Genomic DNA, 18,152 nt, shown 5'->3' on the forward strand with positions numbered 1-18,152 from the left:
TTAGTAAAGATAGCTTTTTAAATTTAAAACCCTTTGTAAAGTGCTATTAAATTATCGGGATAAACTGAAGTGCGATTTGAATGTTTTTTGAATGTTATTTTCTGTATAATCAATAGTAAACCAATAGTCATCTGCAGGTAAGTTTTGCCCATTTAAAGTACCATCCCAAGCTGTATTTATTCTTGAAATTTGTGTTATTAATTTTCCGTAGCGATCAAAAATGGAGACTTTAGGGTTTTGCAGACTGTTTAAACCTGAAATGATCCAATAATCGTTAAACCCATCACCATTTGGAGTGAAAAAGTGAGGATAATCTACAATGAGAATTTCATCACTTACGGGTTGTGAACATCCTGTTTCGTCAATTACAGTTAGGGTGTGAGTGCCTGGAGCAACGTTTTCAAAGACATTACTTTGTTGAAAATCGCCATCATCTAATTGGTATAAATAACTTCCCGATGCCATTGCTAAAACCGTTACGATTTGATTTTCTGAAAAAGCACCAGTAGATGTAAAAGAAATGCTGGTTAGTGTACCTTCTAAAACGGTAACATTTATGGTTTGACTTACAGCACATTGGTTTGGATTTGGCGTAAAAGTATAGCTTCCTGAAGTGGTGGTGTTAATAGTTGCAGGATTCCATGTTCCTGTAATTCCGTTAGGCGATGTGGTGTTTAGTTGGGGTGGTATAGTTCCTAAACAATAAGACAAATCAGCCTGAAAATTAGGAGTAACATTACTTAAAATTGTTACGGTTATTTGATAAGGCGCAATATTCTGACAAGTTGTTGTTTGTGGATTAAATGTATACGTTGTAGTTCCTGCAATTGCTGTATTAATAGTTGCTGGTGACCAAGTTCCATTTACAGGTAAAGTGTTGGATGATGAAGTTGGTAATGCAGGAGCAACTGAATTTAAACAGTAGGTTGTAGGTAATGTTGGGAATGTTAACACTATGGTTTCCTGAGGATTTATAGTTAGAGTTACAGTTTCTGTTGTGCCATCGCAACCGTTTAAATTAGGGGTAATGGCATACACTACCGTTCCAACTCCAGTTCCAGAATAGGTTAAGGTTTGATTGATTGTGTTTCCGGTACCGTTAGCAAAACCTGCTGCATCTGATGAAGTTGCCGTCCAACTGAAAGTTGTATTGGGATCAGCAGCTGTAAGATTGATGGCCGTTGATTGACCGGAACAAAGCGTTGTAGGTCCATTAATTGTAACATCTGCTTCTAAAACGGTAATATTTATGGTTTGGCTTACAGCACATTGATTTGGATTTGGTGTAAAGGTGTAGGAACCTGAAACTGTATTGTCAATCGTTGCAGGATTCCATGTTCCTGTTATTCCGTTGGGCGATGTCGTGTTTAATTGCGGTGGTGTAGCTCCCAAACAAATAGAACTGTTTGCCTCAAAATCGGGCACAATGTTGTTTCCAACGGTAATGTTGATTTGGAACGGTTGTATGTTTTGGCAGTCTGTAGTTTGTGGATTAAACGTGTAAGTTGTTGTTCCAGAAGTTGATGTATCAATACTTGCGGGTGTCCAAGTACCGCTAATTGGTGTGGTGTTGGAAGAACTTGAAGGCAAATTAGGAGCGACTTCGTTGATGCAATACGATGTAGCAGGACCGTTAAAAGTAAGGGTGATTACCTCTTGAGGATTTACAGTTATTGTTATGGTTTCTGGTGTTCCTTCGCAGCCGTTAATTACAGGTGTAATGGTGTATACTACAGTTCCTGTTGTAGTGCCAGCATAGGTTAAGGTCTGATTTATACTGTTTCCTGTACCGTCAGCAAATCCAACTACATCTGTAGAAGTTGCAGTCCAATTTAGGATTGCGTTGTTGTCAGAAGCTGCTAAATTTATGGCTGTTGTTTGACCAGAACAAAGGGTAGTGGTGCCAGATGTTGTAACTGTTATTGCTGGTAAAAGCGTTACTGCTGTTCTTGTACTGCTTTTACAATTTGTTAAGGTATTGTAAGCTTCTGCATAATAAGTACCACTGGTAGTTGGAGTATAGTTTGTTGAGTTGGCTTGTAAGAGGTTTCCGTTAGTTGGAGCGTCGTACCAATCTACACTTTCATTGGTATTTACGGTTACTTCAAGCGTAGCGGTTTGGTTGCTGCAATTGGTTGTATCTCCATTGGAAACAGGAGTGTTCGGAAGTGGGTTTACATTAACTGTGAAAATTTCTGAAATGGTTGTACAGAACGAATTATTTAAGTTGGCGGCATCATTGGCTACTTTGACACGATAAAATGTGGTGCTGTTAAGTGTTGAAGGAATGGTTAAAATGTTGGAAGTTTCCCCAGAAATATCCGTGTAAGTTACATTGTCGTTGCTTTGTTGCCATTGGTAAACGTTAGTTGCAGTTCCTGTAGTGGTTACTTGCAAATTGGTATTGGCTATGGTTTCATTTTCGCAGATGGTTATTGCGTTTATAGAAGTTCCGGCAGTAGTTATGGTACTGAATTCGCCACAAGCACGAAACATGATATCGTCAATGGCTAAATCATTTCCATTGCCACCAACACCGTTGTTTCGCATTTTTAAAATAGCAGAAGTTTGACCCGCAGGTAATGTAAATACCAAGCCAAATTGATTCCAAACAGGTGCAAATGTGCTGTTAATATTTCCTGTGTTTCCTGATTGAAGTAAAACCGTATCAGTGGCATCCCATATTTCAAAAGTTACATTTATTGGCAAACCATTTGCGACGGTGGCATTTAAAATATTTAGTACCCAAGCGGAAAACTCAAATGTAGTATTGCTGCATAATCCTGTTACGGTTCTGTTGTAAAATTGTCCAGGAACATTACTGGCATTAACAATTAAACATTTTCCATTACTACCATCAGGCTCGTTGTCTGGTGTGTGATCTAACGAAAACAACCAGTTTTGCGAATTTGGAATTAAGTTGGTTCTGTGGTATAGGGTATATTGACCGTCTTGAGGAAAGCCGCTATTTACGCATATATAATTGGTGATGCCAGCAGGTAAAGCAGGTCCGTAATTTAAACCGCTACCAAAGTTTTCAAAGAAAATTGGAGCACCACTACTTCCGTTGCAAAATCCCAGTTGCGCTAAGGTTATGGTTTGTTGGAATAGCAATAGAAAAAGAAGGCTTTTTTTTAACATGATATGGGTTTAATTCTCGTGTATGTTTAGAATTTTAAATTTAGAATCTTTTTTTTGAAACCCATTTAAATAGAATTTAAAATAAACTATACACTTATAACTTACAAAAAACCTTGTAAACACTACTTGTGCTTAATTTTTCCTAAAGGTTTCTGCTGTTTTTTGTAATTTTTGTAAAGGTGATGTAAAGGTTAATACAACGTTTTCGTTAAGGGTTTTGACTGACTTTTAGTTGTTTTAGGGTCTGATTTTTTTGATTTTGTATGTTTTTTATGTTTTGTTTCCATTCATGTTAATAACAATATTTATATTTAAACTATACTATAATTATACTAAAACTATACTATAAGTATTATTTTTTAGTATATTTGACTTGTAATTAATAGTTATCAACTATGGCAAAGGTTAAAGGATTATTGCAATTTTATGGCACTATAGATGGTATTACTCTGTACCGTTTGGAAGGGCAAAGTGTGGCTCGAAAAGCTAAATCTATTTCAAAAAAGAAATATAAAACGTCACCCAATTATGCTTCTTTTAGGGATGCTGGTAAGGAAATGGGAAGTGCGGCTAAAATGAGTAGTGCTTTTAGACAGCCTTTGAAAGTTTATACCCATGGAATTGCTGAAAACCGAATGTATAGTAGAGTGAATGCCTTAATGAGAAAATTGATTTTATTGGATGGTATTTCTTTGCGAGGCGAACGAACCGTGGCTAACGGAATTGCTACTGCTGAAGGGAAAAACTTGGTAAAGGGTTTTGAGTTTAATGTCCATCAAAGTTTAGCACAAACTTTACAATGTGGTTATACTTTAGATGTTGCCACAGGTACTATTCAACTAACTGATTTTACACCGAAAAAAGATTTAAAAAGCCCTGTTGGTGCGACACATGTTGGGATGCAGTTGTTGTGTTATGATTTTGATTTTAGAACAAAAGCACATGCTTTACAAGAAAGTGATGCTTTGGTAGTGCCTATTGATACCCCAACACAAGAAGTAACTTTAGGAATTACCGCTCTCCATACACCACAAGGCAGCCGCTTTTTTATGTTGCGCATTCTTTTTTACCAAGAGGTTAATGGTGTGAATTATGCACTGAAAGGAGATGATTGTGGGGTGGTTAGCGTTTTGGGAGTGGTGTAGATTTTTTATTTTAAGAAAATGGTGTCTAAATGATATTCTAGGAATTCTTTTCTTGGAAGGTATTTTTTGGGTTCTGATATTTTTTGATTTTCGATAGGAGCGAAGTGAGTTTGGAAGAATTCTGTATTCTTTTTTTGTTTTAATGTCGAAGAAAGTATTACTTCATAATTTTGGTTGATGCCAATAATTCCTTTGTCAAAAGCTTTATCATAAAGAGCAGAAAGACAAATACCATTTTCAGGATTTAAACGATGTTCTTCATTTTTTGACCAAGGCATAATATGACTTGCTAAAAGTAATTCAGGAATATCTATTCCAGTTATAGCACATTTTGTAGTATAATTTGCTAAAACCATTTGTCTAAAAACCGATTGGTTTACTCTTGTTTTAACAGCTCTAATTTTTGTTTCTCCTTTGAAGTCTTTTAAATCAAAAAGGAGTTCCTGGTATTTATTTTCTATGGTTGAATTTTCTCTTTCAGCTAATATTTTTTCACTCAAAAAAAGTAATTCTTCTTGATTTTTGAAAAATTCATCCCAAATAGGTTGGACAATTTTTTTACCACCATCCATTCCTTTTATTCCTCTGGCTTGTAAAGCAGGATCAACACTAGCAAAATTCACTAATCTTATTGCAACAGAATTAGAAGTTCGACCAATTAAATTAGCTAAATGAATAATGTCTTTATTTGTGCTATGCATTTTTCCAAAAGGAATTTTTAAGTACAAATTAAAGGCAAGGATTAGTTCTTCTTTTGTCCAGAGGTTTCGGATTGCCATTGGTTATTTTATAAACCTTATTTGTAAGTTCAATTTAATATATAATTTTTTATTTTCTACATATATTGAGCCAAATTCATGTCTAGTACTACTTGCAGTTTCAAGCTTTGTATTGTTTAATAAATAGTCTTCAAATTCATTTCTATTGTAGATATGATAACATAAAACTTCACCATCATCTTTTACAATTAAATATCCTCCAGTAGCTTCTAACTCACCTGTCCATACTTTTGAAGGCATCATTCCTAGTGCTATGTCAGTTAATAACCTTTTTATTTTATAAAAATAAAATGGATGATTTGTTTCTAAATTAAAACTTAAAGGATTTAAGAGTGATATTGTTTCGACTAATTCATTTGTTTTTGAAAGATTAGAAGTGAAAAAAAGTAATAAAATTTCAGAAAGTATTTTTGGTAGTGAACTATCTATTAAAGTTAAATTATTACCAAAGATTGAACTTTCAGTTGAGATAAAATTTAAATTACCATAAAACTCTTTTATTTTTTCTATTCTATCTTTAATTTTACTTCTAGTTTCAATAGAATTTATTTGAATAATTTGATTATCTGTTAATGAAATGTTTTTTATTTCATAAATAAAATTAGTAGTTTTCCCAGCATTTAATAAAGTAGAAGCACCGCCAAGTTGTGATTTGATACTAAATCCTAATTCTGGAGTAGTTCCTGTTTTTTGATCATGAATAACTATCTTAATATCACTTTTAACACTAGATTTAGCTTTTAATGAAACGCATTTAAAGGTATTAATGAAGGTTTCAATTTCAGGTATTGAAAAAGTTGTTTTTGTATTTTCTTTAAGCTTTGAAAGTAAAAAAAAAGCATTTTCTTGAAATTGTAAAATAGGGATTCTGTAAACTTCTTTGTCCTTTTTAATTATGACTAAATCACTTTCATATCCATATTCATAAGTTCCATTTGTTTCATCACGTAAAATTTTAATTATAGGAAAAATTAAACCTTCGACTTTGTTTAATTCACTGTCTCCAGCAAATAAGAATCTATCTGAAATGATTTTTAATAATGTATATATTTCGCTCCATTCTCCTTTATTACCAGTTATCATATACTAAATATTTAATAAGTTAATGATTTTTTCAGCAGTAGCTTGAATTGCAGGGACTGCAACTGAATTACCAAACTGCCTATATGCAGATGCATCAGCAACAGGTATAATAAAAGAATCTGGAAAACCTTGTAACCTTGCCCATTCCCTTGGAGTCATTTTTCTAATACCTTCTCTATTTACTTCTCCTTTTATATGAGTAGTTGGTGTAAAATCCGTGATTCTTTTATCAATAACTAAATTTCTTTCTCTTCCCATACCACCAACAACAATAGCATTTGATATATCTTCATCATTAATTATAGCATAACCAAATCCATTTCCTTTGTTTTTATGTCTTTGTTTATGATTTACTAAAGTTTGTAAATATTGGGAGGATAAATAATATTTTGTTGGGACAACTTTTTTTTCTTTTACCTTTTTAAATGAGACTTTTTTATTATGTGCTTTTGGATATGAAAATGAATTTATATTTAAATCATTTCTAAAACCTACAATATATATTCTTTCACGATTTTGAGGGACTCCAAAATCTTTAGCATTTATTATTTCAGGTTCAGGAATATAATAGCCAAGATCATTTCTTAATACATTTAAAATAGTAGCTAATGTTTTTCCCTTATCATGGTTTATTAATCCTTTAACGTTTTCTAAAAAGATTGCTTTTGGTTTTTTCTTTTTAATAATTTCTGCTACATCAAAAAATAAAGTTCCCCTTGTATCATCAAATCCACCTCTTTTTCCTGCAATAGAGAATGCTTGGCATGGAAAACCAGCACATAACACATCAAAATCATCTGGAATATAATCTTTTGTGTATTGTTTAGTTATATCACCAAAAGGTGTTTCTCCAAAATTAGCTCGATATGTTTTTTTTGCATTTTCATCCCATTCACTTGTGAAAACACATTTTCCACCAAGATTTTGTAATGCTAACCTGAAACCACCAATACCAGCAAATAAATCTATAAATTTAAAAGTATAGTTTTCAGGTGTCGGAAAAGGAACATTTTCAACTTCAAAAAGTAATTGTTGAAGTGCAACATCTGAAACATAGTTTAATTGTTCTTCTTCATTTTTATATTCTACAATTTGTTTTAAATATTGGATAGCTTCTTTTTCATAATGTTTTTTTACTCCATTATGATAATTGTGAAGATAATGTGTTAGGACAGCTTTTCTATTGTCTTCTTGCTCAACAAATCGAATTTTAAATTTTTTGCCATCAAATTCATCAATTGATATTTTTTCTTTCATTTTCATTTCTTAAATCCTTTATCGTTAAAAAAAGTTCCAAAATCAGTACCTAATCCAATTATTATTTTTTCAATTATCTCAATCGAAACATTTCTTTTTCCTTTTTCTATGTCAGATATATAATTTCTATCTACATCTGAAATATTAGCTAATTGCTCAATTGAAAAATCTTTTTCTTCTCTGAGCTTTTTAACTTTAAGTCCAAATTTTTCTTTAATATTCATGGTTATAAATTTATCGTTATGCCTACAATTGACCCGCTTACAACTGTAAGCATAAAATAATAGTTGTTAACAACAAATTTTGTTATTTTGTTAAACAATCATTTTCTACTTTTGCAAAAAAAATCCCTTGAAAATAATCCTCCTAACCCCAATGGACATTGAGCGAGAAAAAGTCTTGTCGGCTTTGTCGCGTATTCCTAATCCGAAACATGAATATGAAGTCGTAGTTTCTGGCATTGGTCGGGAAAGTACGGCTAAAACTTTTATGCATTTGCCTGCTCATGATGTTTGTGTGTTGATGGGTTTTGCGGCTGTGGTAGGGAAGGAGTCTTCTTTGCCGGAGTATTTGGGTTTGGGTAAACCTATTGAAATTACAACTGCTTCTCTATATGGTTACGAAGGTGGTTTGTTTGAGAATGGTAAGCCTATACAAGTTGAGCCTCAATTGCAATTGCCTTGTTTGTCGTCTTTGACTTCGGATAAGTTTGTTAGAACGACTGATTTAGCGGCAGGCACGGTTGTGAATATGGAGGATTATACGTTTATGTATCTAAAGAAACCTCAGGATTTTATAGTGCGTATTGTTTCGGATTTTTTGCCTCACGAAAGGGATATTGATTTTTTTGAGGAGGTGAAGGGGATTGATTTTTTGGAGGGGGTTTTGGCTGTTGATGTTTTGTAGCACAGAGTTTCTTTAAGTTTTTCACGGAGTATCGCGGAGATTTTTTGCTCGCAAAGTCGCAAAGGTTTTGGTAGCACTAAGTTTCTCAAAGTAGTACACTAAGTTTCTCAAAGTTTTTTTTAACGCAAAGTTTTTAAGTTTTTTCGCGAAGTTTTTGAAGTTTTTTGGAGCACAAAGTTTCTCTAAGTTTTGCATGGAGTTTCACGGAGATTTTTTGCTCGCAAAGTCGCAAAGTCGCGAAGGGTTTTGGTAGCACTATGTTTCTCTAAGTACTACACGGAGTTTCACTAAGTTTTTTTTAACGCAGAGTTTTTAAGTTTTTTCGCGAAGTTTTTGAAGTTTTTTGGAGCACAAAGTTTCTCTAAGTTTTGCATGGAGTTTCACGGAGATTTTTTGCTCGCAAAGTCGCAAAGTCGCGAAGGGTTTTGGTAGCACTATGTTTCTCTAAGTACTACACTGAGTTTCTCAAAGTTTTTTTTAACGCAAAGTTTTTAAGTTTTTCGCAAAGTTTTTGAAGGTTTTGTAGCACAAAGTTTCTCTAAGTTTTGCGCGGAGTTTCACTAAGTTTTTTAAGGTTTATTATTACTAGTTTCGCTAAACTTTGTGTGACATAGTGTTAACTTATTTTACATTGTGTTCCAAAAAAAATGCTATTTATCTGTTTATTTTAGTAATCCCATGTCTATTAATTTTTCCTTTGGGAGCATTAAGGTTTTTGGATTGATTTTGGGATGATTTGCGAAGCATTGTATTTTTTCGTTGGATTTTTTATTTGTAAATTCTAAGTAATTGAATGCTTCATCGTAATCGAAAATGAAAATTCCGTTGTAAGTTACGTTTTCTAAATTGATGCGTTGGTTTGATTTTAGTTCATAGTTGTAATCTATTGATTCTAAATAGTAGCCGTTTCCTATTTCGATTTTACTAATAAATCGGTTGTGGTATTTTCCTGTAGCTGCCATCATTGGCATGGGACTTAAGGCATAAGATGTAGGAAATCTGTCCGATTTGAATCCGAATAGGGTTGTGAATTTATCTGCTACTTCGTCTTTGAATTTGATGCTGTAATCATTGGTTTCTTTGTAATCTGATGGGCTTAATGTAAAGGATTTTGTTCCGTTGTAATTGTAGCATGTGATGTTGTTGTTGGTTTTGGTCATGATGCCAATTTCTTTTGAAACCCCATTTTCATATAAATTGATTACCTCAAAATCTTTGTATTCAAACTTGCCTTTTATAAAGGGTTTTAGTGCTTTGGTATTGGCAAAAAACAGGTTTTTATTGTCTAAAGTTAAGGCTACTATGATTTCAAAGTAGGTGTTGGTGACTTTGTCGTAAAAGGTTCGGTTGTAAAAATTAAGGTATTTTAATTGTAAAGTAATTTTCTCTTTGGTAAAAGGGTTTACCAACGCATTGTTTTGCGAATTGAAGACATATAGTTCTTTTTCAATGATTACTAAACTTGTATTGTTATTTAAGGCTAGCTCTACATTATTTCCGTTGGATAAATTATAGCAATGTTTATTGTCAAATAGGGCATATTCAAAAGCACCAATGATTTTAAGTTCATTGTGTCTTGGTTCTATGATTTGCTCTTGTTGGTCATTTACTAAACCAAAAAAATCATTTACTTTATAAGGTAAATATTTAGCATATTCTTGTGCTTGTATTTGACTAATTCCTAATATGATTAGTATAAAAAGGATTTTCTTCATTATTTATTCTTCTAATAAAACTTCTAAAATGGTTATGGCTGCATCACTGATTTTTGTTCCAGGTCCAAAAACGGCTACAGCTCCTGCGTCAAACAAGAATTGGTAATCTTGTGCTGGGATTACACCACCTACGATTACCATGATGTCTTCTCTTCCGTATTTTTTTAATTCTTCAATTACTTGTGGGACCAAGGTTTTATGTCCTGCTGCTAAAGAAGAAACTCCTAAAATATGTACGTCATTTTCTACGGCTTGTTTGGCTGCTTCTTTTGGAGTTTGGAATAAGGGTCCAATGTCCACATCAAAACCTACATCGGCATAACCTGTAGCTACTACTTTAGCACCACGATCGTGACCGTCTTGTCCCATTTTTGCAATCATGATACGAGGACGACGACCTTCTTTTTTTGCGAAAGTATCAGCCAATAGTTTGGCTTTTTCAAAGCTTTCGTCATTTTTTATTTCTTTGCTATACACTCCGCTAAAACTTCTAATTTGTGCTTTATATCTTCCGAATACTTCTTCTAAAGCATCGCTAATTTCTCCTAAAGTTGCTCTATGTTTGGCAGCTTCTACGGCTAAAGATAGTAAATTATCATTTTGGTTTTTAGCACAATCGGTTAATTTTGCTAAACATGCTTTTACTTTTTCGTTATCACGTGACGCTTTTATTTGTTCCAAACGTTCAATTTGCTGCTTGCGAACCATGTCGTTGTCCACATCTAAAATATGTAATGGATCTTCTTTTTCTAAACGGTATTTATTGACACCAACAATTATGTCTTGTGTACTATCAATACGAGCTTGTTTACGAGCAGCGGCTTCTTCAATTCGCAATTTAGGAATTCCTTCTTCGATGGCTTTGGTCATTCCACCTAAAGCTTCTACTTCTTCAATTAGAGCCCATGCTTTTTCAGCAATTTCGGCAGTAAGACTTTCTACGTAATAACTACCTGCCCAAGGGTCTACCGTTTTAGTTATTTTGGTTTCTTCTTGCAGATATATTTGGGTATTTCTAGCTATTCTTGCAGAGAAGTCTGTTGGTAATGCAATGGCTTCGTCTAATGCATTTGTATGTAGCGATTGTGTTCCTCCAAAAGCAGCAGCAGCAGCTTCAACGGTTGTTCTAGCTACGTTATTGAAAGGGTCTTGTTCTGTTAAACTCCAACCACTGGTTTGGCAATGTGTTCTAAGAGCTAATGATTTATCGCTTTTTGGATGGAATTGTTTTAGTAGTTTGGCCCATAACATTCGAGCGGCACGCATTTTGGCAATTTCCATAAAATGATTCATTCCAATAGCCCAAAAGAATGATAATCTAGGAGCAAAAGTATCTATGTCCATTCCAGCTGCGATTCCGGTTCTGATGTATTCTAAACCATCTGCTAAAGTGTAAGCTAATTCAATATCAGCGGTTGCTCCAGCTTCTTGCATGTGATAACCCGAAATAGAAATCGAGTTGAATTTGGGCATGTTTTTACTAGTATATTCAAAAATATCAGCAATAATTTTCATAGATGGAGTAGGTGGATAGATGTAAGTGTTTCTAACCATAAACTCTTTTAGAATGTCATTTTGGATGGTTCCTGATAAGTCTTTGATATCAACTCCTTGTTCCATTGCAGCAACAATATAGAAAGCCATAATAGGTAGAACAGCACCATTCATGGTCATTGAAACTGACATTTCTCCGAGTGGAATTTGGTCAAACAAGACTTTCATGTCTTCTACAGAATCGATGGCAACTCCTGCTTTTCCTACGTCTCCAAAAACTCTTTCATGATCAGAATCGTAGCCTCTGTGGGTTGCTAAATCAAAAGCTACGGAAAGACCTTTTTGTCCAGCGGCTAAGTTTCTTCTGTAAAATGCGTTACTTTCTTCAGCGGTTGAAAATCCTGCATATTGACGGATGGTCCATGGTCTTTGTACATACATGGTTGCGTATGGTCCACGAAGATTAGGAGCAAAACCAGCTGCAAAACCAATGTGTTCCAAGTTTTCTATATCTTCTTTGGAGTAGGTTGGTTTGACTTCGATGTTTTCTGCGGTGAGAAAGTTGTTAGTTGTTGGTTGATGGTTGTTGGTAGATTTACTACCTACTTCTGACTTCTGACTTCTGACTTCTGACTTTATTTGTATATGTTGGATGTTTTTACGCATGATTTTAAAAATCTATTTTGGGTATTTTTTTGGATTTCTTGAGGTGTGAAAACAAGAAAGTATTTTTACTTCATTTTTATCTTCATTGATGACAAAGAAAAGTAAGAATGGAAATTTTACTATTGGAACAGCTCTGTAATTTTTTAATTTTATTTGGTAATATGAATTAATTTCAAGTTTTGCATAAGTTTCTTTTAAAGCTGCATAAAATCTTAAAGCAAGTTTCGAATTTATTTCAGAATAATATTCTATTGCATTTTCAATTTCAACTTGGGCTTTTTTAGAAACGACTATCTCAAAACCCATATTTTTCTTTTATTTTATTTAAAGATTCTGAAGATGAAATATATTCAGATTCAGGTTCATTAAGTCTATCATCTAAAATTTGCAATTGTTCTTCTGATAATTGAAAATTTGATTCACTTTTAGCAAAGATGATTACTTCCACTTCTTCGGCATTAAAATCTTCAGGTAACGTGATATTTACTTGGTGATTTTTCACTTTTACAAATTGTCTAATGGCTTCCATAAGTATTTGATTTATTGATGTAAATATAAGCAATTATTCTTCTGTATTCAATCGTTCTTGTTCCATTTTCTCTGCCAACCGTTTTTCGATTATGGGAGTGATTAAGGTTTTTCTTGGATTATTTTTTACAAAAGGATATAACTCTAAATCGTGTTTCATTTTGTCGTTTTTGTTAGGGTATTTGTTGGTTCCTAATAAAACTTCTTTTCCTGAATCAAATAAATCTTGTTCTTTTTGAGCCGATTCGTTGATTTTTCTTTGAATGGTTCCTTCAATTAGTTGTGTGATAAAACCTCCATTGGCTTCTATATCTTTAAATAGTGTTAGAGCTTTTTCTGCCAATTGCACTGTTAATGCTTCTATATAATAAGCGCCATCCGCAGGATTGTTGACTTTATCAAAATAGCTTTCTTTTTTTAAGACCAATAATTGATTTCTAGAGATTCTATCTCCAAATTCGTTGTCCTTGTGGTAAAGTGCATCGTAAGGTAAATTGGCCACTGCATTAGCTCCTCCTAAAATGGCTGACATACATTCGGTAGTGGTTCGCAGCATGTTGACATTATAATCGTAAATGGTTTTATTTCGTTTTGTAGGAGTTGTTACAATGGAACATTCAAAAGTATGATTATATTCTTTGGCTAGTGCATTGAATAATATTCGTAATGCTCTAAGTTTGGCGATTTCAAAAAAGTAATTGGTTCCAACCGCAACTTCAATCGTTATGGGTTGGTTTAGGTTTTCGACTCTATTGAAATATTCGTTTACATGGGCTAAAGTGTAGGCTAGTTGTTGCACCATATTGGCACCAGCGTTTTGGTAAATTCCTGATTTTATAGTACAAAAAGAGATTTTAGATTTTGAGGCAATTTGGTTTAAACTTTTAAAATCAGCTTCTAAATTTTTATACCAGTTTCCGTCTTTTGCTAATTGACCGATTGGGTCTAATTGGATTATGAAATTTGCTTTGTTTTTGGAAGCGAAATCTAGTAATTTAGTTACGAAATCGATTGATAAAAATTTTAAATTGAAGTAATAAGAAACGTTTTTCAAAGGAAGGTTTTTCATTAATTCATCTGAATTAATCTTTTCGTTTTCGATGGTGAATCTAATACTTTCAGCACCTCTATTTAGGGCATCAAGTGCTTTTGAATTGGATTTTTCAACATCAAAAACAAAGATGTTTTGTAAGATTTTGAAATCAGTAATTGTTGTATGAACCTCATTTATTGTGGTGTCTTCATCCTTATGATAAAAAGGTTTTACTTTTATACCTTCAAGACTTTCCCAAACCAGTTTATCGTTATAATCAGCTCCTTTTAGTTCAAATTGGATTTGTTGTTTCCATTGTTTTGAGCTTATTTTTTTAAATTCATTGAACATTATATCTTTCATTTCTAATTCTTAATTATTTTAAAAACTTCATTTGTTTTTGTGTTTTTTAAAAAATAAACCCCACTTTTAAAACCATCAATATTTAGTTTATTATTTTCTATTTCACCTTCTTTAATTACTTTTCCAAGGTTATTAAAAATGATGTAGGGTATTTTTTCAGATATGTTATTAAAGTAAATTAAATCATTTGTTGGGTTTGGATACAAATAATATTTTTTATTATCAAATTCATTTAAAGTTAAAGAACTTAAATAAGGATTTAAAAAATTTGCTAAAGAAAATATATGGAGTTTTTGAGGATTATTAATTCCAAAGGTTGTATTTACAAAATTTTCGTTCGTAATAAAATAGTCAATACCATTTGAAGTGGAAATTCCTTCAACTTGATGAAAAGGCAAGTTGATATTTATTTTTCTTTTATTAGCAGTGCTAAAGTTTGTATTAGTAAAATCAAAGAGCAAATAAATGAAAGGGCTTAGTGTTGAACTATAACCACACATTGCAATTAGATTAACATCTTCTTTTATGGTTGCACCTGTTATTAATCCTACATTATTTATAGTAGTTAATAGCATTGCATTATGTGAACCAACTGTTTTAGGCAATGAATATATGCTTGTGTTTCCGGATACCCATTGTTTAGTAAAAAGAATAATTTCATTAGAAGTTACTACAAAAGCTTCACAGTCAAAATCAGTATTATTAGCCGTTTGAGCTAAAAAATTGGTTTGATTTGAATAACTAAAATTTATTTCTTCAATAATTGGTGAAGTTTCTAAGGAATTTTTTAATATTTTATATATTTTTAAGTTGGTTCTATTTCCTGATGCATTGTTTCCAAAATCGCCAATATATATGTGTGTGTTGTCTTGCGCAAGATCTTCCCAATCTATATTTTGAACATTTGGTAATGCTATTGTTTGTAAAATTTCTCCAGTGGTTTTATTTAATTTATATAAATTGGTATCAGAATTGTCGTTGTGAGTGTATAAATATCCGTTCCATTCTAGTAATCCTGATGTTTCGTTGATTAAATTACTTAGTACTATGGAGTTTGTAGGACTTATAGTTGTATTGTCATACATGCAATTTCCATTATTTGTAGTTGCCGTTGGGTCGTAATTATTTGCTAAAGTATCTGTACACCCAGATTGAGAATTAACTAAAAAAACGTTAAATATTAATAGTGTAAACAAAAAGGGATTAAAAAATATTTTCATATTATCTGTTTTTTTAGTTTTGTAAGTCTTATTCAAATTCGATGATGTATATGTCTTCACTATCTTTTTTCATGAAATATTTTTCTCTTGCATATTTTTCGGTCATGTCGGGATCTTGAAGTTTTTTTATTTTAATACTATCGTTTTTAATTTGTTCTTTATAATAAGCTTTGTTGTCTTCTAGTTCGTTGATTTGTTTGTTTAAAACACGGTGGTCCAAGTAGGAATAATTGTCTAAAAACAGCATCCAAATGATGAATATAAAAAGCACCAAAAAGTACCTGTTTCCTAAAAACTTAAGATGCGGATATTTTGTAAGAAGTGCTTTGAATTTTTTTATCATTTACTTTTCAATTCTTTGGTTGATTACGGCTCTAACCACATCTATAGCTACTGTATTGTATTTGTCGTTTGGTATGATAATATCGGCATAAGCTTTTGTAGGTTCAATAAATTGTTGGTGCATTGGTTTTAAAGTATTTTGGTATCGATTTAATACTTCCTCCATGTCTCTACCGCGTTCTGCAATATCTCTTTTTAAACGTCTAATTAATCTTTCATCAGAATCGGCATGAACAAATATTTTAATATCAAATAATTCCCGTAATTCTGGATTTGCTAAGATAAGAATTCCCTCCACAATCATCACTTTTCTTGGATGCGTTACGATAACATCATCTGTTCTGTTATGTGTTACGAAGGAATAAACAGGTTGTTCTATTGTTTTTTCTTCTTTTAATTGTTTTAAATGCTCAACAAGTAGTTCAAAATCAATAGCTCTTGGATGATCGAAATTGATTTTAGTTCTTTCATCATAAGAAAGATTTGAAGTCTCTCTGTAATAGGAGTCTTGCGAAATTATTCCAACTTCTGTTTGAGGTAATTCATTCATTATTTGGTGTACCACTGTTGTTTTACCACTTCCTGTACCACCAGCTATTCCGATTATAAGCATTGTAAATATTTTTAACAAAAGTAATAAATTTCAACACAAAAGAATATATATCATAATTTCTTTTAATGATAAATTTTAATCAAAAAAAAAATCCTCTTCTGATAAGAAAAGGATTTTTCGTCGGGGTGGCAGGATTCGAACCTGCGACCTCCTGCTCCCAAAGCAGGCGCGATGACCGGGCTACGCTACACCCCGAAAGAGGATTGCAAATATAGATTTATTTTTTCAATCTCCAAATCATTTTGAATAATAAATTTTAATAATACTGCTATTGGTTTTTTTGTCAGTAATATTACTTTTCAATTCATTCAAAATTGCTACTTTTGGGTCTTTAAATAATATTATTATGTTAGATTCTATAGAAAAAGTAAAATGTTTGATAATTGGTTCTGGTCCTGCTGGATATACTGCTGCCATTTATGCTTCTAGAGCAAATATGTTTCCTGTTTTATACCAAGGTACACAACCAGGAGGACAATTAACAACAACCAATGAAGTGGAAAATTGGCCAGGAAACCCTGAAGGTATTACTGGACCAGAAATGATGGTTGGTTTGCAAGCTCAAGCACAGCGTTTTGGTACTGATGTTCGTGATGGATGGGTTACTAAAGTCGATTTTTCGGGTGATATTCATAAAGTTTGGATTCAAGATGATAAAGAAATTCATGCTGAAACAGTTATTATTTCAACAGGAGCTACTGCAAAATATTTGGGATTACCTTCTGAACAAAAATATTTAAATCTTGGTGGAGGTGTTTCTGCTTGTGCGGTTTGTGATGGATTTTTCTACAGAAATCAAGAAGTAGTTATTGTTGGAGCAGGTGATAGTGCTTGTGAAGAAGCTCATTATTTATCTAAATTGTGTACCAAAGTTACCATGTTGGTTAGAAGTGAGCAATTTAGAGCTTCAAAAATTATGGAAGCAAGAGTTCGAAATACTCCTAACATTGAAATATTATTAAATACTGAAACCGATGAGGTATTGGGCGATGGACAAGTAGTAACTGGTGTTAGAGCTAAAAATAGAGTTTCGGGTGAATTATTTGAAATTCTAGCTACCGGATTCTTCGTAGCCATTGGACATAAACCTAATACTGATATTTTTGCGGATTATTTAGATTTAGATGAAACGGGTTATATAAAAAATGTACCTGGAACAGCTAAGACTAATGTGGCTGGTGTTTTTGTTGGTGGTGATGCTGCGGATCACGTTTACAGACAAGCTATTACTGCTGCTGGAACAGGTTGTATGGCTGCTTTGGATGCAGAACGTTATTTGGCCTCTAAAGAATAATTTTAGTTTTATAGTGATACAAAAAAAATCCAGCAATTACGCTGGATTTTTTATTGTTTGTATAACCTTGCGGTTTGTACGCTACTCACAGGATAGGAAAGTACTTCAGGAATTTCTTCACCAGAATCTCCTGATTTTTCAACTTTTTCTTTTAGAGAATACATAATTTCAAAATCCATGTAGTCTTTGTTAAAATGTTCTATTGTAGTTAGTAATCCACCTTGTACTTCAAAAATGGAATATAATGCATTATTAGCAAACATGGTATTTAGGAGTATTCCGTTATTTTCATCCACTACATATAGTCCTTTTGCTTTATCTTTTTCTACTAAAGTATATTTTCTTTCTTGATTGATTTTATCAGATTTATAAATTATGGTATAGTGGTATTTACCCAAAGTATCTGATGGTAACAAATGAAATTCCATATCAATTTCTTGTGAACCGTTAGCAGTAGTAATCTTTAATTTGCCTTTGTATTTTCCAAAAAAATCATTTGGGAAATTACTTTCTTCCGTTTGAGCAAAACCTAAGCTTACTATCAACAAGAAAACTATAGCTATTGTTTTCATT

At 32.7% G+C, this 18,152-nt stretch carries 17 protein-coding genes and 1 tRNA gene; 3 read left to right on the forward strand and 15 right to left on the reverse strand.

Translation table 11 applies throughout. The features are described from left to right. Positions 1-51 precede the first annotated feature (51 nt). Entirely contained in the window at positions 52-3,141 is a 3,090-nt protein-coding gene (locus tag ACTF56_RS04450) for a T9SS type B sorting domain-containing protein (RefSeq protein WP_438965709.1), read from the reverse strand. A gap of 395 nt (positions 3,142-3,536) precedes the next feature. Between ACTF56_RS04450 and ACTF56_RS04455 the strand changes: the two genes are divergently transcribed. Beyond that, positions 3,537-4,286 carry a hypothetical protein gene (locus ACTF56_RS04455; protein ID WP_438965710.1) on the forward strand — a complete coding sequence of 250 codons (750 nt, stop codon included), beginning with the start codon at positions 3,537-3,539 and terminating at the stop codon, positions 4,284-4,286. 5 nt (positions 4,287-4,291) lie between these two features. Here ACTF56_RS04455 and ACTF56_RS04460 read toward each other — a convergent pair whose 3' ends face one another. The 4 genes from ACTF56_RS04460 to ACTF56_RS04475 are packed head-to-tail and all read right to left on the reverse strand — an operon-like array spanning position 4,292 to position 7,629. After that, a complete protein-coding gene (locus ACTF56_RS04460; RefSeq protein WP_438965711.1) occupies positions 4,292-5,065 on the reverse strand; it encodes an HNH endonuclease in 774 nt (257 codons plus the stop codon). 3 nt (positions 5,066-5,068) lie between these two features. Next, positions 5,069-6,148 (reverse strand): HpaII family restriction endonuclease, encoded by a 1,080-nt coding sequence (locus ACTF56_RS04465; protein ID WP_438965712.1) that lies wholly within the window; start codon positions 6,146-6,148, stop codon positions 5,069-5,071. A 3-nt stretch (positions 6,149-6,151) separates the two neighbouring features. Beyond that, positions 6,152-7,405: a DNA cytosine methyltransferase gene (locus ACTF56_RS04470; protein WP_438965713.1), complete on the reverse strand. Its 1,254-nt coding sequence runs from the start codon at positions 7,403-7,405 to the stop codon at positions 6,152-6,154. A gap of 2 nt (positions 7,406-7,407) precedes the next feature. Then, entirely contained in the window at positions 7,408-7,629 is a 222-nt protein-coding gene (locus ACTF56_RS04475) for a helix-turn-helix domain-containing protein (protein ID WP_438965714.1), read from the reverse strand. A 127-nt stretch (positions 7,630-7,756) separates the two neighbouring features. Here ACTF56_RS04475 and ACTF56_RS04480 point away from each other — a divergent pair, with 127 nt between their 5' ends. Continuing rightward, positions 7,757-8,311 (forward strand): hypothetical protein, encoded by a 555-nt coding sequence (locus ACTF56_RS04480; RefSeq protein ID WP_438965715.1) that lies wholly within the window; start codon positions 7,757-7,759, stop codon positions 8,309-8,311. 662 nt (positions 8,312-8,973) lie between these two features. Here ACTF56_RS04480 and ACTF56_RS04485 read toward each other — a convergent pair. From ACTF56_RS04485 to ACTF56_RS04525, 9 genes are all read right to left on the reverse strand, one after another. After that, positions 8,974-10,026, reverse strand: a complete 1,053-nt coding sequence (locus ACTF56_RS04485) for a hypothetical protein (RefSeq protein ID WP_438965716.1) — start codon at positions 10,024-10,026, stop codon at positions 8,974-8,976. Positions 10,027-10,029: 3 nt separating this feature from the next. After that, positions 10,030-12,186 carry a methylmalonyl-CoA mutase gene (gene scpA / locus ACTF56_RS04490; protein WP_438965717.1) on the reverse strand — a complete coding sequence of 719 codons (2,157 nt, stop codon included), beginning with the start codon at positions 12,184-12,186 and terminating at the stop codon, positions 10,030-10,032. 12 nt (positions 12,187-12,198) lie between these two features. Then, entirely contained in the window at positions 12,199-12,492 is a 294-nt protein-coding gene (locus ACTF56_RS04495; RefSeq protein WP_438965718.1) for a type II toxin-antitoxin system RelE/ParE family toxin, read from the reverse strand. Continuing rightward, positions 12,482-12,715 (reverse strand): hypothetical protein, encoded by a 234-nt coding sequence (locus tag ACTF56_RS04500; protein WP_438965719.1) that lies wholly within the window; start codon positions 12,713-12,715, stop codon positions 12,482-12,484. The genes ACTF56_RS04495 and ACTF56_RS04500 overlap by 11 nt, the downstream gene beginning before the upstream one ends. 33 nt (positions 12,716-12,748) lie before the next feature. Next, entirely contained in the window at positions 12,749-14,110 is a 1,362-nt protein-coding gene (locus tag ACTF56_RS04505; RefSeq protein ID WP_438965720.1) for a methylmalonyl-CoA mutase subunit beta, read from the reverse strand. Between the two features lie 2 nt (positions 14,111-14,112). Further along, a complete protein-coding gene (locus ACTF56_RS04510; protein WP_438965721.1) occupies positions 14,113-15,330 on the reverse strand; it encodes a T9SS type A sorting domain-containing protein in 1,218 nt (405 codons plus the stop codon). Between the two features lie 28 nt (positions 15,331-15,358). Beyond that, positions 15,359-15,673, reverse strand: coding sequence for an FtsB family cell division protein (locus ACTF56_RS04515; RefSeq protein ID WP_438965722.1), 315 nt, complete (start codon positions 15,671-15,673; stop codon positions 15,359-15,361). Beyond that, on the reverse strand, positions 15,674-16,285 hold the full coding sequence (gene udk / locus ACTF56_RS04520) for a uridine kinase (protein WP_438965723.1): 612 nt from the start codon (positions 16,283-16,285) through the stop codon (positions 15,674-15,676). 120 nt (positions 16,286-16,405) lie between these two features. Next, positions 16,406-16,480 (reverse strand) — tRNA-Pro (locus tag ACTF56_RS04525). A 151-nt stretch (positions 16,481-16,631) separates the two neighbouring features. Between ACTF56_RS04525 and trxB the strand changes: the two genes are divergently transcribed. Next, the gene (trxB, locus tag ACTF56_RS04530; protein ID WP_438965724.1) at positions 16,632-17,579 is read left to right on the forward strand and encodes a thioredoxin-disulfide reductase; all 948 of its coding nucleotides are present in this window, start codon (positions 16,632-16,634) and stop codon (positions 17,577-17,579) included. 50 nt (positions 17,580-17,629) lie between these two features. On the opposite strand, the gene ACTF56_RS04535 is transcribed toward trxB, so the two are convergent. Further along, the gene (locus tag ACTF56_RS04535; RefSeq protein WP_438965725.1) at positions 17,630-18,151 is read right to left on the reverse strand and encodes a hypothetical protein; all 522 of its coding nucleotides are present in this window, start codon (positions 18,149-18,151) and stop codon (positions 17,630-17,632) included. Between the last annotated feature and the right edge of the window lies 1 nt (position 18,152).

It is taken from the genome of Flavobacterium sp., from assembly GCF_965657075.1.
GTDB lineage: Bacteria > Bacteroidota > Bacteroidia > Flavobacteriales > Flavobacteriaceae > Flavobacterium.

Bases quoted from the DNA above. Each gene is read 5' to 3' on its own strand.
- ACTF56_RS04450 (WP_438965709.1), bottom strand. From the start codon at position 3,141: ATGTTAAAAAAAAGCCTTCTTTTTCTATTGCTATTCCAACAAACCATA.
- ACTF56_RS04455 (WP_438965710.1), top strand. From the start codon at position 3,537: ATGGCAAAGGTTAAAGGATTATTGCAATTTTATGGCACTATAGATGGT.
- ACTF56_RS04460 (WP_438965711.1), bottom strand. From the start codon at position 5,065: ATGGCAATCCGAAACCTCTGGACAAAAGAAGAACTAATCCTTGCCTTT.
- ACTF56_RS04465 (WP_438965712.1), bottom strand. From the start codon at position 6,148: ATGATAACTGGTAATAAAGGAGAATGGAGCGAAATATATACATTATTA.
- ACTF56_RS04470 (WP_438965713.1), bottom strand. From the start codon at position 7,405: ATGAAAGAAAAAATATCAATTGATGAATTTGATGGCAAAAAATTTAAA.
- ACTF56_RS04475 (WP_438965714.1), bottom strand. From the start codon at position 7,629: ATGAATATTAAAGAAAAATTTGGACTTAAAGTTAAAAAGCTCAGAGAA.
- ACTF56_RS04485 (WP_438965716.1), bottom strand. From the start codon at position 10,026: ATGAAGAAAATCCTTTTTATACTAATCATATTAGGAATTAGTCAAATA.
- scpA (WP_438965717.1), bottom strand. From the start codon at position 12,186: ATGCGTAAAAACATCCAACATATACAAATAAAGTCAGAAGTCAGAAGT.
- ACTF56_RS04495 (WP_438965718.1), bottom strand. From the start codon at position 12,492: ATGGGTTTTGAGATAGTCGTTTCTAAAAAAGCCCAAGTTGAAATTGAA.
- ACTF56_RS04500 (WP_438965719.1), bottom strand. From the start codon at position 12,715: ATGGAAGCCATTAGACAATTTGTAAAAGTGAAAAATCACCAAGTAAAT.
- ACTF56_RS04505 (WP_438965720.1), bottom strand. From the start codon at position 14,110: ATGAAAGATATAATGTTCAATGAATTTAAAAAAATAAGCTCAAAACAA.
- ACTF56_RS04510 (WP_438965721.1), bottom strand. From the start codon at position 15,330: ATGAAAATATTTTTTAATCCCTTTTTGTTTACACTATTAATATTTAAC.
- ACTF56_RS04515 (WP_438965722.1), bottom strand. From the start codon at position 15,673: ATGATAAAAAAATTCAAAGCACTTCTTACAAAATATCCGCATCTTAAG.
- udk (WP_438965723.1), bottom strand. From the start codon at position 16,285: ATGCTTATAATCGGAATAGCTGGTGGTACAGGAAGTGGTAAAACAACA.
- trxB (WP_438965724.1), top strand. From the start codon at position 16,632: ATGTTAGATTCTATAGAAAAAGTAAAATGTTTGATAATTGGTTCTGGT.
- ACTF56_RS04535 (WP_438965725.1), bottom strand. From the start codon at position 18,151: ATGAAAACAATAGCTATAGTTTTCTTGTTGATAGTAAGCTTAGGTTTT.